The organism is Streptomyces sp. NPDC090741 (assembly GCF_044769045.1).
GTDB lineage: Bacteria > Actinomycetota > Actinomycetes > Streptomycetales > Streptomycetaceae > Streptomyces.
The window spans coordinates 48,462-62,690 of the sequence record NZ_JBIVXF010000002.1; the positions used below are offsets into that span (position 1 = coordinate 48,462).

Below are 14,229 nucleotides of genomic sequence, written 5' to 3' on the forward strand. Positions count from 1 at the left end.
ACGCGGCGCGAGGCCGTTCGGGGGAATCAGCCGCCTGGAGGGGGCCACGGCCGGGGTGCGCGGCGACACATGAAGGATGACCGATCCTGAACACCGGGCCTGGAGCAGCGGTTCCTACGCGCGGGCGATCCACACTCCACAGCACACCCTGTCCTTGTGCGACGGGGAGGGTTGGTGCTTCCCCCTCGACCTGGAACGGTGGTGTGCCAGGGCGGACGAGGCCGACCGGACAGTGCTGCGCCGGTGCACCGGCGGGGTACTGGACATCGGATGTGGCGCCGGCCGGCTGGTCGAGGCGCTGACGGGGCGGGGCCGCCAGGTTCTCGGCGTCGACGTCTGTCCCTCCGCGGTGATCACGACCGTGTGCCGGGGCGGCTCGGCCTTGAGCCGGTCGGTCTTCGATCCGCTCCCCGAAGAGGGCCGGTGGGGAACGGCGCTACTGATCGACGGGAACATCGGCATCGGCGGTGACCCCCGACGGCTGCTACGCCGGGTCCGGGACCTGGTACACCGGGAAGGCCTCCTCCTGGTGGAGACCGCCGCTGCCGAAGTGGACGAGCGCCGCCGCGTCCGGATCCACGCCGGGCAGCGGCCCGTGAGCGCCGTCTTCCCGTGGGCCCTGGTCGGCACCGCCGCCCTGAGCCGCCACGCGGCCTCGTCGGGATGGATCGAGGCCGAGCGGTGGACCACCGCCGGAGGCCGTCACTTCGTCGCACTGCGCGCTTGCCGCTGAGGCCGGTTCCGGTTCCGGGTCCGGGTCCGGGTCCGAACGATGAGTACCGCTGCCGAGGCCGCGAACAGCGCGGCCGTGATCAGGAGCCACCGCGCGAGGAAACCGTCCGCGGGGAGGGCCGTCGCGGCCGTGTAGTGCCCCACCTGGCCCAGCACCAGCGGCCACCAGACCAGCAGCAGGACGCCGGAGACGAAGGCGGGCACCCGGACGTAGTTCACGCTCACCCGCGGCGCGGGCCGCTCTTGGTCCCCGTCTCGGCCCCGGGTGAACAGGAGCTGCATCGCACGGTCGGTCACCGAGTACAGGGGAAGCAGTACGAGGTCGTGCAGGAGGGCCGCCCCGACGAACCACACGGCCACGCCGACGGTGTCCCCCTCGAACAGGCGCACGCCGGCGTACAGCGCGAGGGCGAAGGAGGCCAGGACGAGGAGGAGGTGCAGCGGGGAGGCGCCGTAGCGGCGACGGAACGCGGTTGGAGCGTTCATGCCGGCTCCCCGAACGTCAGGCGGGTGACCCATTTGGTGTTGTGCACGCCGGGCGCCCCCGGGAGGATGAGCCGCGCTGGATAGCCGTGGTCGGGTGAGAGGACAGCGCCGTTGACCCGGACGGCGAGGAGCGAGCGGCCGTCGCGGACCTGGTGGTCGCTCAACACGGCGGAGCGGAACGAGCCGCCGCGCTGCACCGACTCCACCAGGACTTCGGGCGTGTGAATGCCGAGCCCGACGAGGGCGGCCAGATCGGTGAGCCGGACCCCACGCCACTGCTGGTCGGTGGTGGACCAGCCTTCCACGCAGGCGATGGGCAGGGCCGCCTCGCGTTGTGGCATGGCCAGCAGCTGCTCGTACGTCAGATCGACCTGCCGGCCGGCGCCGCGTACGGTCAGCCGCCAGGCGGGGCCGACGTCGCTGGGGCGGATGCCGACCGAGGCGGCGGTCTTGTTGATCTGGAATCCGTTCGGGCCCGGGCCCGGGTTCCGGCCGTGCGGTGCCAGCAGGGCGGTCCGCCGCCACCATCCGCCGATGCTCTGCCCCGCCGTGACCGCCAGCAGGGCCACCGACCCGAGCCCCACCATGGCCAGGGCGCCCCGGCGGGAGATGGTCGGCTCCGCGGGGCGCGGCGAGACCAGCCCGATCGCTTCCTCGGTACCCGCCGCCGGCTCCCCGAGCCGTGGTCGTACGGCCCGCAGGGCCCTGGGCAGTCGGAAGGCCACGTGCAGGACGAAGGCGCCGATGAACACCCAAGCCCCGTAGAAGTGCAGGGTGTAGAAGGAGCCGGGGAAGATGTAGTGGAGCTGGACGTTGAGGATGCCGGTGACGAACTCGAAGCCGGCGCCGCCGACCAGGAGGAGCAGGGACAGCCGCTCCAGAGCGTGGCTGATCGAGCGGATCGGCGGCCACTCGAACAGCTTCGGAATGACCGACCACAGCTTCGCCAGCAGTACGGGTACGAGGACGATGCCCAGCGTCACGTGGACGCCCTGCGTGAGCCGGTAGAGCCAGTAGGGAGAAGTCGGCCAGGAGAACAGGTAGAAGCCGAGCCACCCCTTGTTCGGAGTCTGGTCGTTGACCGCTGCCAGATCGGGGTTGTACGCCGCGTACGACAGCAGACCCGTCACGAAGAGCGCCGTGATCCCGAACAACAGGACCAGGCCGAACACCGCGGTCAGCCACGGACCGCGCAGCGGACTCCGCCAGAACTCCGGACGGGCCGGCCCCGGGGGCGGCCCCGTTCCCAGGGCCGTGCTCCCGACCTCTCGCAGCCGCGCCAGCGGACTGGACCGGGCCTTCGCCGGGACGGGCTTGCGGGCTCCGCCAACCCGACCGGGCGGAGATCCAGCCGCAGGCGGGGCGGCAGGCTTCCCCGGCTCCTTGCCCGTTGGCGGTGGCACGTCGTCCGGCTGGCCCTGCCCGATGCCACTCGCGCCCATCGGGCACCTCCATCGACCGCTGATTTCTACTATTTCTTCCTATTTCGCCAGCTAGAAGAACATGCCGCACCGGTGCCGCACCTGCTCCGGCGACACGCCAGGTGTGAGGAATCCCCGCCGAGCTCTCACGCGGCGAAGCCCACGTCGAGGGTGCAGTACGGGCGCAGGGGCCTGCGCGCCGACCTCCCCGGGGTCGTCTCCATGCTGCCCGAGCTCGTGACCCGGTGAGCCCTTCCGGTCACGGCACTCGCTCATGCGGTGGCGTCGGGGAGTCCGTCCAGGAGGGTGGCGGCTTCGGCGTGGCGGGGGTGGTTGAGCTCCGTCAGGGCTCGGTGGGCCGCGGCCAGGGTGGTACGGGCCTCCTCGGTGCGGCCGAGGTGGTGCAGGGCGATGCCCAGGTCGAGCCGGGCCGGTTCGCTCCAGGCCGGCATGTCCGCTGCCTCGAAGGCGGTGAGCGCCCGGCTCAGGGCGGTTTCCGCCTCGGACCAGCGGGCGAGTGCGGCCAGGTCGCAACCGAGGTGGTGGAGGGTGGCGGCGTGGTAGACGGCGAGCAGATCGGGTGACTGGCCCGGGATTCCCGCGCGGCAGATGGCCTCGCTGCTGCGGTGGATGGCGAGTGCCTGGCCCGCGTGGCCGCTCTCGCGCAGGACGACGCCGAGGGTGTTGAGGGTGGTCAGTTCGGCGAGACGGCCCTGGGGGGTGGTGTTGTCGCGGTGGCAGGCGGCGGAGTCGTGCAGCCAGGCGATGGCCTCGCCGGTGCGGCCGAGGCGTTTCAGCGCACCCGCCCCGTAGCCCAGGGCCCAGCCCGTCTGGAGCAGGTCACCGCGCTCACGGGCCGCGGCGAGGGCCGCGTCGGCGGTCTCCAGGGCGGCGTGGTGGTCGTAGGTGCACATGTTGTAGGCCCAGGCCAGATAGTTGAGGTGGACGGCCTCCTCCGCCCGGCTGCCCAGCGCGCGGGCCGCGGTGACGGCGAGTCGGAAGACCTCGACCCACTGCTCCCAGTGCTGGGTGCGGTCGGAGAACCAGTGCATGGCCTCGGCGGTGTCGATGACCTCCCGGTGCCATCCGGCGGCCTGGGCGTGGTGGAGCGCCCAGAGCCACTGGGCGCGTTCGGCTTCCAGCCAGGCCCGGGCCGGTTCGCGGCCGGTGGGGGCGGTCGCGGGGTCCGGGTCACCGTCGCGGGCCCGGCAGTGGTCCGCGTCGAAGTGGAGCGCCGCCGCCGTGGCCCGGCTCAGCATCCAGCGGGCGGTGCGGTGACGGGCGCTCACGAGGGCGGCGGGGTCGTCGTCGTCGGCGAGTTGCTCGGTGGCGAACAGTTTCAGCAGGTCGTGGAAGCGGTAGCGCTCGGTTTCCGGGTGGGGTTGGAGGAGTCCGCGGTCGGCGAGGTCCTCGATGCACAGCCGGGCCCGGCGCAGTGTGGTGCCCGCGAGCAGGGCCGCGGTCTCCGGGCTGAAGTCGGGTCCGGCGGCCAGGGCCGCGCGCCGCAGCACGGTGCCGGCGGCCTGGGGGAGACGACGGTAGGACAGTGCGAACGCGGCCCGCATTTCCAGGCTTCCGGCCCTCAACGCGTCCAAGCGGCTCTCCTCCCGGGTGAGTTGGGCGACCAATTTACCCAAGCGCTCCTGCGGTCGGACCGCCAGGCGCTGTCCGGCGATCCGGACGGCCAGCGGCAGGTGGCCGCACAGGTCGGCGAGGTCGCGGGCGGCCTTGGCTTCTCGGGCGACGCGCGGTGCGCCGATGATGCGGGTGATCAGCTCGACGGATTCCTCGCGGTGCAGCAGGGTGAGGTCGACGCGGTGGGCGCACTCCAGACCGGCCAGGGCGTGCCGGCTGGTGACGACGGTCAGCGAATCGCCGCGGCCCGGGAGCAGCGGGCGGAGCTGGTCCTCGTCAGCGGCGTTGTCCAGCAGCAGGAGCAGCCGGCGGGTGGCGGTGAGGGAGCGGAGCAGGCCCGTGCGGTCCTGGGTCTCGTGGGGGACGCCGCGCTCGCTCACGCCGAGGGCGCGCAGCAGCCGGGACAGCACCTCGCGCGGGTCGGCGGGCCGCTCGTCCATGCCGAGCAGATCGACGGCGAACTGGCCGTCGGGGTAGTGCGGGGCGAGGCAGTGCGCGGCGTGGACGGCGAAGGCGGTCTTGCCGAGGCCCGGTTGTCCGGCGACGATCGCGACGGGTGCCCAGTCTCCCGGGGGGCGTTCGGCCAGGGTGCGCAGGTGGGCCAGGGCCTCGGTGCGGGCGGTGAAGTCACTGAGGTCGCGCGGGAGCGGCAGCGTGCCCGAGGGTACGGCGGCCGGGCGTGAGCGGGGGCGGCCGAAGGCGGCGACCCTTTCCAGGTCGCCGCGGTCCGCGGTGTCCAGTGCGAGTGCGCGGGCCAGGGCCTGCACCGTACGGCGCTGCGGTCCGCGCGTACGGCCGCGTTCCAGGTCGACGAGGGTGCGGATGCTCACTCCCGCGGTGTGGGCGAGCCGCTCCTGGGTATGGCCGGCGCGCAGGCGCAGGCTACGCAGGAGCTCCCCGAACCCGTCTGGCGCGGATCCGCCGCCGCTCATGAAGGACCGGCCGCTGGTGGACGCCCGGTGACAGGGGCTCGGCAGGGCTGCCGCACGTGGAACGCTCCTCGTGGTGCTGCGCTCCCCCGGGCGCGGCGCGAGCTGTACGGCAGAAGTATGCCGGACTCAGTCCTGCGGGCTGAACCGCCTGGTCCGCGCTGCCGGGCGCGTGTTCGACTGGGTCCGGCCGCACCTGCCGGGGCACGACGTGCGCGACACGGCACGGCACAGCACGGCAGGCGTCCGGCCTCCCCCCCCCACACACACACCGCACGCCCCTCTCGCGATGCGGTGCGCCCACCTCATCGAGATCACCACGGCGGCACCACCTCATGGCCATAGCCATCGCCTTGACCACGGTGCCGGCCCGTGGAAGGACACACCATGACATCGAACCCCCTGTCCCTGACGAACCCGGATCGTCCGGCCGCCCGCTACACCGTGGAGGAACTCTCCCGGATCGTCGGCATGTCGCCGAGGAACGTCCGGGCGCACCAATCGCGCAAGCTGCTGCAGCCGCCGGTCCGCAGGGGGCGGGTCGGCTACTACGACGACACGCACGTGCGCCGACTGGAGCACATCGTTTCGCTGCAGCGACAGGGCTTCAACCTGGTGTCCATCGGCGCCATCCTCGGTGCGGAGGGCCGCGATGACGACCGGGAGCAGCTCACCACCGCCCTCCAACGCACGATCCGGGAAAGGCCGGGCGTCTTCCACTCCCTGAACCGGCACGGCGTGGTCGGCTGGGACGAGGAGGGCGCCGTGCGCATCGCCCGGCCGGGTGTCCTGCGCGCCGCCCTCGACCTCGTCCGGGCCGGGATCCCCGCGGCGGTCACCCTGCAGTGCCTGGCGCGGTTGTTGGACCGGATCGACGGCGCCGCGGCCGAGCTCATCAAGGTCGTCGGCTCCGACATCCTCTCGCTCGACCTTCCCGGCCGCCCGCGGAATGCGGTCGCCGGGATGGACGACCACAGCACCGGCACCTTCACCCAGGGGTTGGTGGAGCTGCTGGCGAGCGCCTTCCGTGCGGCTGCCGAGAACCACGGGCGGGAGCTGGCCGCGGACCTACTGGCGAGCAGTTACGGGGCTGCGCCCTGGGTCGAGGAATCCGTCGTCGTCGAGAACGGATGAGCAGGCCGATGACACGATTCCGTGCCGTGGTCGCCGCGGTGTTGGGCACGGGATCGATCCGTTCGCCGAGGACCGGACCCATCCGCCCTACGGTCGGTAGCGGCCGGTCCTTGCGCAGGAATTGCGGGACGGACGGCCAGCCCCCCGACTGCCGCGAGCCGCACGCCCCCGAACCGATCCGCCCGGATCCGCCCCTCCTCGCCCCGCCCGCCCACCGCACGACCGTCCCCGTATCAGGATCGTGAAATCCCATGAAACGCACCTCCCCGTTTCCGGGCGCCATCAAGGTCGAGAGCTATCGGCTGCGCGTCGACGCACGGTTGACCCACGAGCCGGGCGGGTCCCTGGTGTTGGAGCAGTCCCGGTACCGGCTGCGCCTTCCGGACCCGGAGGCCGGCCGGCGCGCGCTGCTCCTGCGCATGGCCGAGGGCTGGCTGAGCGACCTCCAGATAGCCCAGCTCGTCACCGGCCTGGAGGGCGAAGCCCGGATCCTGCCAGCCCAACTCCTGGTACGTCGCCTGCTGTTGCACTGCTGGCTGGAACGCCGCGTCTCCGCCGGGGCGCGGGCCCTGCTGGATGTGGTGCCCCGTGGGATCGGGGCACAGAGCGGCCCCGTCCGACGACTGCACGGCGCCGGGGTGGTCTACCGGCTGTCCCGCTTCGCGGTGCTGCGCACCGATCGGGGCCGGATGCTCGCCCATTCCCCGCTGAGCACCGTCGCCATCGCCTGCACGCACGCCCAGTTGGGCGCCGTCCTCGTCGGCGCCGCCGCGGACGGGGTCGGCCGGCTCGACGTGGCCAAGGCACTGGAGGTGGACGAGCCCACCGCCGGGTACGTGCTCGACGAACTGCTCTCCGCCCACGTGCTGGTGACGTCCGAGGAGGCCGAGGCAGAAGTCAGCACCGCGCCGATGGGCCTGTGGTCCCCGGAGGAACTGTGGCTGCACGACCGGACGCGGCCACAGCGCCACGCGGCGCCGATCGGCGCCACCAACCGCTTCCGCGGCGTCCTGGAGCCGGAGCCGGAGCCGGGCCCCGAGCCGGAAGCGGAGCCCGAGCCCGCACGGCCCGGCGGCCCCACCGCGCGTCGTACGATCGCGCTGCCCGGGCCCGCCCCACACCCGGCCGGAGCGACACCGGACTCGCTGGCCGCAGTCATGTCACGCCGCCGCAGCATCCGCCGCCAGGACGACGAGCGGCCGATCACCGCGGCCCAACTGGCCGAGTTCCTGCACCGGGTCCAGCGTCTGGGACCCGCCGCTACCGGTGGCGCAGCAGGCCCGGAGGGCGGCAGGCGCCCGTACCCGGGGGCGGGTGGGATCGGCGAACTGGAGATCTATCCGCTGGTCTCGCGCTGCGCCGGCCTGGAGAGCGGGCTCTACCACTACGACTCGGCGCGGCACCGGCTGGCGGCCGTCGCCGCCACGGGCCCCGAGACCGCGAAGATGCTGTCGTTCGCGCGCGCCACGGCCACCATGCCGGCCCCGCCGCAGGTGTTGTTCGTGATCACCGCGCGGATCGGGCGCCTGATGTGGAAGTACGAAGGCATTCCGTACGCCCTGGCGCTCAAGGACGCGGGAATCCTGACCGCGTGGATGTACCTGGTCGCCACCGACATGGGCCTGGCCCCCTGCGCGCTGGGGGCGGGGGACGTCGTCTCGTTCGCCGCGCTGTCGGGACTGGACACGCTGGTCGAACCCGCCATCGCCGAGTTCACCCTCGGCTCTTGCCCGCCCGACTGCGAGGAGCAGCCTTGAGATTCCGCAAACAAGCCCTTCGAAAGCTCGAATCGCCCGAGCAACTCGACGAGATCGCCCGACTGGCCTCGATACCCACCTGGTTGACGACGGTGGCGCTCCTGGTCGTGGTGCTCTCCATCGGCACCTGGTCGGCGTTCGCCACCGTACCGAAGACCGTCGACGCCCCCGGGGTGCTCACCCACGCGGCGGGGGCCGTCACCCTGGACGCCACCCGGCAGGGGCAGGTGGCCTCGGTCCTGGTGGCCCCGAACCAGCGGGTCGGCAAGGAGCAGCCGCTCTACACCCTGGTCGGTCAGAACGGCGTGACCGAGACGGTCACCGCGCCGTGGACCGCGCACGTGGTCAGTGTGCGGATCTCCGAGGGAGAGATGCTGCTGCCCGGGAGCAAGGTCGCCGTGCTGGAGCGGTTGGACACGCCCGGCGACCGGTTGGAGGCGATGGTCTACGTCCCGGCGGCCCACGCTCCGCTGCTGCGCGTCGGCATGCCGGTACGGCTGTCGACCGCGGTGGCGCCGGTGAGCGTCTTCGGCACGCTGTCCGGAACGGTTTCGGCCGTCGGCTCCCTGCCGGAGACCGAGGAGTCCCTGCACGCCTTCCTCGGCGCCGGCCGCGACGTGACGCCGTTCCTCACCACGGGTTCGGTGGTCGCCGTGACCGTCCGCCTCACCCCCGACACCGAATCCCCGAGCGGCCTGAAGTGGTCGCGCGCCTCCCCGTCGTTCGCGTTGAACTCGCAGAGCGCGGTGACGGCGACCCTGACCGTGGCTCAGGAGCGCCCGCTGAACTGGCTGGTGAAGCGATGAGCCTGACCCTCCCCAGGATGACCTTCCACAAGCGCGCCACCGACCGGCCGACCGCCAAGCGGGTGCGCACCCCCACCGTGATCCAGATGGAGGCCACCGAGTGCGGGGCGGCCTCGCTGGGGATCGTGCTGGCCCACTACGGGCGCCACGTCCCGCTCGAAGAGCTCAGGCAGGCCTGCGGGGTGAGCCGGGACGGATCCACCGCGGCCAGCGTCGCCAAGGCGGCGCGCCGCTACGGGCTGACCGCACGCGGGCGGCAGAGTCCCGTCGCGGACCTCGGCTCGGTGCAGCTGCCGGCCATCCTGTACTGGAACTTCGAACACTTCCTGGTGCTGGAGGGCCTGGGGCGCAAGGTGAGGCTCAACGACCCAGCCACCGGCCCCCGTACGGTGAGCTGGGAGGAGTTCGACGACGCGTACACGGGCATCCTGATCGCGGTGGAGCCGGGCCCCGAGTTCGAGCGCGGGGGGCACCCGTTCAGCCTGGTCCGCACGCTGCGCGAGCGGTGGCGCAACCTCGGCTCGGTCGTGCCCCAGACCGCGATCCTCGGCCTCCTCGTCGCTCTGGTCGGCATCGCGGTGCCCGCCCTCACCCGGGTCTTCGTCGACCGCGTGCTGCTCGGCTCGGAATCGGCCACCTCCGTCGCGCTGGTCGCGGCGATGGCCGTGGCCACCGTGATCACCCTCGTGGCCGGATGGCTCCAGCAGCGCCTGCTCGTGCGCGCCGAGACCGCGGTGGCCCTCGGCAGCGCGGCCCGCCTGGTGCGGCACATGCTCCGGTTGCCGTTGGGCTTCTTCAACCAGCGCATGGCGGCCGATCTGGCGCGGCGGGTCCGTACCAACGACGTGGTGGCCGACATCTTCACCCGGCGTCTGGCATCCACCGCGGTGGACATGGCGCTGGCCCTGTCCTACGCCGCGCTGCTGTGCCAGTACGACCTCGTCCTGGGGTTGTGCGCGCTGCTCTTCTCCGGGCTCAACGTGGTCGTGCTGCGCTGGTTGTCGACCATCCGCGCGACCGCCATCGCGGGCCTACAGGCCGAGCGCGGGCGGCTCTTCGCCGCCGTCTACACCACCATCTCGATGATCGAGACCGTCAAGGCCAGCGGGCAGGAGGAGTTGAGCTACCAGCAGTTCGCCGCGCGGCAGGCGGCGGTGACCACGGGACAGCAGAAGGCAGGCGTGCCCGCCGCCGTCGTGGCGGCGGTGCCCGCGCTGCTCGCCGCGCTGAACACCGCCGTGCTGATCGCGCTGGGCAGTCACCTCGTGCTGACCGGCACCCTGACCGTCGGAGTGCTCGTCGCCATGCAGGGCCTGGCCGTCGCGATGAACCGTCCCGTCACCAGCCTCACCACGGTCAGCGCCCAGGTCGAGGAGATCGGCGCGGACCTGCAGCGCCTCCAGGACGTGGAGCGCTATCCGCTGCCACCCGCACCCGCCGCCTGCGCCGCGCCCGCGCCGTTGGAGGGCCACGTGGTGCTCGACCGGGTCACCTTCGGCTACAACCCGCTGGTCCCGCCCCTCCTGCAGGACTTCTCGCTCGAACTGCCCCCCGGGGCGCGGATCGCGCTCGTCGGCGGCTCCGGCAGCGGGAAGTCCACCGTCGGCCGGCTGCTCGCCGGCCTGCACCAGCCCTGGAGCGGGCGGATCACCGTCGACGGGTGCGAGCCGCACGCGCTCGACCCCGGGCTGTGGGCCGCCACCATGGCGATGGTCGATCAGGACAAGATCATGTTCGAGGGCACGGTGCGGGACAACATCACCCTGTGGGACCCGACCGTCCCCGACGAGGACGTCGTGCAGGCCCTCAAGGACGCCTGCATCCATCAGGAAGTGGCGGCCCGCCCCGGCGGTCTGGCCAGCCCGGTGCACGAGGGCGGACGCAATTTCTCCGGCGGCCAGCGCCAGCGCCTGGAGATCGCCCGCGCCCTGGTCCGCAACCCCCGACTGCTCATCCTGGACGAGGCAACCAGCGCCCTGGACACCGAGACGGAGCGACTGATCGACTCCAACCTGCGCCGCCGCGGCGCCACATGCCTCATCGTGGCCCACCGCTTGTCCACCATCCGCGACTGCGACCGGATCATCGTGCTCCAGCACGGCCGGGAGGTCGAACGCGGCACGCACGACGCCCTGATGGAACGCGACGGTTCCTACGCGGCACTCATCCGGCACCAGGCGAAGGCAGCGGGGGAAACCACATGAGCAGCACCACCGTCCCGCCCCAGGACTGGGACCTGCTCGCCGGGCTGGCGGCCCCCGCCTCCACCACGACCCGTCGCATCGACGGGCGGCACACCGTCTACCTGGTCGAAGGCGGGCCGGCCGACATCTTCGCGAGCCGCCTCGTACCGGACGGCGACACCTCCCGGCAGCACTTCGTCGCGCGCTGCCCCGCCCACAGCGCGATCCCCTCCTCGACCGCGACCGGCGAATGGCAGCTCACCGTGGTGCCGCTGCCCGGCGGGCGGCTGCGCGACGTCGACCACGACCAGCTCTCCCGGCTGGTCCGCCGGGTCCAGCCCGAGGAGCCGGACGGCGGCCGGCCGCCCGGCCGTGACGACCGGATCGCCGATGTGATCAGCGACGCCCTCGACCGGGCGCTCCAGGCCGTCTCGGACGCCGTACGCTCCACCAGCGCCCCGCGGGACGCCGAGGTCCTGCGCTCCCGGCAGATCGTCTCGCTCGCGCGCGGCCGTACGGTCGTCGGCGGCGGGCGGCCGTGCTGGATCCGGTTGGCGGACGGCCGCATGAGCAAGAACGGCCTGGCCGACCACGTCGTCTCCGCCGGACGCGAGGCGCTCTTCCTCGGTCTCCAGGACTGGACCCGTGCGGAATCGGACTGTCTGGTCGAGCTCCTGAACACCCCGGACCTCCTGCGCTCCGGAGCCCTCTTCGAAGCGGTCGACCAGCAGATGGCCCATCTGGTGCGGTCGCTCGGCGACCGCGCCCTGGCGACCGACAGCGCGTTCCTGCACGCCCTCGACGTCCGCAAGCGCGCCGCCGAACAGATGGTGGCGGCGAGTGCCCGGCGGGCCCTGGGCGTGCTCGGCGCGAACAGCGCCCGCGGCGGGCGGCTCGCCACCGACGGCGCCCAGGACGCCCGGGCCTGGGCGGTGGAGACCTTGCAGGTGGTCACCGAGGGCGCGGACATCGCCGTGACCGAGCCGCCCACCCATACGCCGGGGACCAGCAACCACGGTGACGAGCTCCGGGCGGTCGCCCAGAGTTCGGGGCTCCACCTGCGTCAGGTCCGCCTGTCCACGAAGTGGTGGCACAACAACGTCGGACCGCTCATCGGTTGGTGCCCGGCCCCGTCGATCGGCCCGGCATCCGCAGACCGGCCGACGGACCCCCCGACCGGCACGGGCACCCCCGCCACCGGCACCGCCGCGGCCGGAGGGTCCGGCGACGACGCGGCCGGCGGCGAGGCCAACCTGATCCCGGTTCCGCTGCTGTTCGCCCGCGGCCGGTACTGGATGGTCAACCCGCACACGCGGGCGCGCACCCCGGTGGACCGCAGGCGCGCGGACACCTTCGGCCAGAACGCCACCCTGGCCCAGCTGCCCCTGCCCGCCGACACCAGCCTGCGACAACTGCTGCGCCGGGGGGCCTTCGGCACCGCGGCGGAGTTGCGTTCCATGCTGGCCACCGGAGTCGCCGTGGCGTCGCTGAGCCTGGCCACCCCGCTCTTGATCGGCCGGGCGCTCAGCTCCCTGACCTCCGGAGGCCTCCAGGACCTGCCCTGGGCCACCGGGCTGTACCTGGTGAGCGCCGTCGCGGCGGCCCTGTTCACCGCGCTCCTCAACCTGCACGCGCTGCGGCTGGAGGACCGGCTGGAGTCGGGGATCCAACTCGCGCTGTGGGACCGGCTGATGCGCCTGCCGTCCGACTTCTTCACGCAGACCACCAGTGGCGTCCTTGCCAGCAAGATGCTGGGCACCGCCTACGCCCGCCAGGCCCTGAACGGCCTGGCGACCCGGACCTTCCTCGCCCTGCTGACCGCGGCGGCCGGGCTGGGCCTGACCCTGACGATCAACCCCGTCGTCGGTCTGTACACCCTCGTACTGCTGGCGGGCACCAGCGGCCTGGGCGTCCTCTTCGGTGTGGTGGTGATCCGCCGTCAACGCCAGGCCCTGCCCGCAGAACACCACGCTGCGGCCGTGACCAACGAGATCTTCGGCGGCATCATGAAGATCAGGCTGGCCGCTGCCGAGAACGCCATGTTCAGCCGCTGGGCGCAAGCCACGGTCGTGGCCCGGGCCCGGCTGCAACGGGTGCACCGGGTGCAGGGAGCTCTGACCGCGGTCGCCGTCACCGTCCCCATCGCCGGACAACTGATCCTCTTCGCCCTGCTGGCCGGCCCCTTGCGGGGGCAGGTACCGGCGAGCGGCTTCTTCACGCTCAACGCGGCCTTCGCCCTCCAACTCCAGTCCATGATCCTCCTGGTGACCAGCGGCGCCGAGTTCGTCGCCGTACTGCCGCGCCTGCACGGCCTCGCCGAGGTGCTGAGCGCGCGGGCCGAGCGCGAACCCAGTCACGTCCAACCGCTGGAACTCCGGGGCGAGATCGAGATCGTCAACGCGACCTTCGGCTACCCGGGGCTGGACACCCCGGTGCTCGACAAGGTGACGCTGCACGCCCGGCCCGGCCAGTTCGTCGCGATCGTCGGTCCCAGCGGCTCCGGCAAGTCCACCCTCCTGCGCTTGCTGCTCGGCTTCGAGCGCCCGCGCAGCGGCTCAGTGCTCTACGACGGGCAGGACCTCGCCGAGCTCGATGTGCAGGCCGTTCGCCGCCAGTGCGGCGTGGTCCTCCAGGACGGGCGGCTCTTCAGCGGCACCATCCGGGAGAACATCTGCGGCGCCCAGCCCTACTCCATCGAGCGGGTATGGGCGGCCGCCGCCATGGCGGGGCTCGACGAGGACATCCGCCGGATGCCCATGGCGCTCAACAGCCTGCTGTCCTTCGGCGGCGGCGCCCTGTCCGTCGGACAGCGGCAACGCGTCCTCATCGCACGGGCGTTGATCTCCAAACCGCGCGTCCTCTTCTTCGACGAAGCGACCAGTGCGCTCGACAACCACACCCAGGAGATCGTCACCGCGAGCACCCAGCAACTCGCCGCGACCCGGATCGTCATCGCACACCGGCTCTCCACCGTGATCAACGCGGACGTCATCCTGGTCATGGACCAGGGCCGGATCGTCCAGAGCGGCACCTATCACGAGTTGCTCGCGGACACCGGTGGACTGTTCCACCGGCTCGCCCAGCGCCAGCTGTGGGCGCAGCCCGCGCACCCGAGCGGCGCCGCCCACTCTCCCGCTCCTTGACCG

Annotated in this window: 9 protein-coding genes; 6 read left to right on the plus strand and 3 right to left on the minus strand. The window is 72.6% G+C overall.

The features are described from left to right. The first annotated feature begins 76 nt into the window (after positions 1-76). Positions 77-733 carry a methyltransferase domain-containing protein gene (locus ACIQU4_RS05505; protein ID WP_403726138.1) on the plus strand — a complete coding sequence of 219 codons (657 nt, stop codon included), beginning with the start codon at positions 77-79 and terminating at the stop codon, positions 731-733. Here ACIQU4_RS05505 and ACIQU4_RS05510 read toward each other — a convergent pair. The 3 genes from ACIQU4_RS05510 to ACIQU4_RS05520 all read right to left on the minus strand — a co-directional run bounded on the left by ACIQU4_RS05510 (position 703) and on the right by ACIQU4_RS05520 (position 5,206). Beyond that, a complete protein-coding gene (locus ACIQU4_RS05510; RefSeq protein ID WP_403726141.1) occupies positions 703-1,218 on the minus strand; it encodes a hypothetical protein in 516 nt (171 codons plus the stop codon). The genes ACIQU4_RS05505 and ACIQU4_RS05510 overlap by 31 nt on opposite strands. Continuing rightward, positions 1,215-2,660, minus strand: coding sequence for a molybdopterin-dependent oxidoreductase (locus ACIQU4_RS05515; RefSeq protein ID WP_403726144.1), 1,446 nt, complete (start codon positions 2,658-2,660; stop codon positions 1,215-1,217). Before ACIQU4_RS05515 ends, ACIQU4_RS05510 begins: the two co-directional genes overlap by 4 nt. A 251-nt stretch (positions 2,661-2,911) precedes the next feature. Then, the gene (locus ACIQU4_RS05520) at positions 2,912-5,206 is read right to left on the minus strand and encodes a helix-turn-helix domain-containing protein (RefSeq protein ID WP_403726147.1); all 2,295 of its coding nucleotides are present in this window, start codon (positions 5,204-5,206) and stop codon (positions 2,912-2,914) included. A 384-nt stretch (positions 5,207-5,590) separates the two neighbouring features. Between ACIQU4_RS05520 and ACIQU4_RS05525 the strand changes: the two genes are divergently transcribed. From ACIQU4_RS05525 to ACIQU4_RS05545, 5 genes are all read left to right on the plus strand, one after another. Beyond that, a complete protein-coding gene (locus ACIQU4_RS05525) occupies positions 5,591-6,337 on the plus strand; it encodes a MerR family transcriptional regulator (protein WP_403726149.1) in 747 nt (248 codons plus the stop codon). Between the two features lie 251 nt (positions 6,338-6,588). Next, on the plus strand, positions 6,589-8,094 hold the full coding sequence (locus ACIQU4_RS05530; RefSeq protein WP_403726152.1) for a SagB family peptide dehydrogenase: 1,506 nt from the start codon (positions 6,589-6,591) through the stop codon (positions 8,092-8,094). Then, positions 8,091-8,900 carry an HlyD family efflux transporter periplasmic adaptor subunit gene (locus tag ACIQU4_RS05535; protein WP_403726156.1) on the plus strand — a complete coding sequence of 270 codons (810 nt, stop codon included), beginning with the start codon at positions 8,091-8,093 and terminating at the stop codon, positions 8,898-8,900. Before ACIQU4_RS05530 ends, ACIQU4_RS05535 begins: the two co-directional genes overlap by 4 nt. A gap of 17 nt (positions 8,901-8,917) precedes the next feature. Next, positions 8,918-11,104: an NHLP family bacteriocin export ABC transporter peptidase/permease/ATPase subunit gene (locus ACIQU4_RS05540; protein ID WP_403726158.1), complete on the plus strand. Its 2,187-nt coding sequence runs from the start codon at positions 8,918-8,920 to the stop codon at positions 11,102-11,104. Next, the gene (locus tag ACIQU4_RS05545; protein ID WP_403726161.1) at positions 11,101-14,226 is read left to right on the plus strand and encodes an ATP-binding cassette domain-containing protein; all 3,126 of its coding nucleotides are present in this window, start codon (positions 11,101-11,103) and stop codon (positions 14,224-14,226) included. The genes ACIQU4_RS05540 and ACIQU4_RS05545 overlap by 4 nt, the downstream gene beginning before the upstream one ends. The last annotated feature ends 3 nt before the right edge of the window (positions 14,227-14,229 follow it).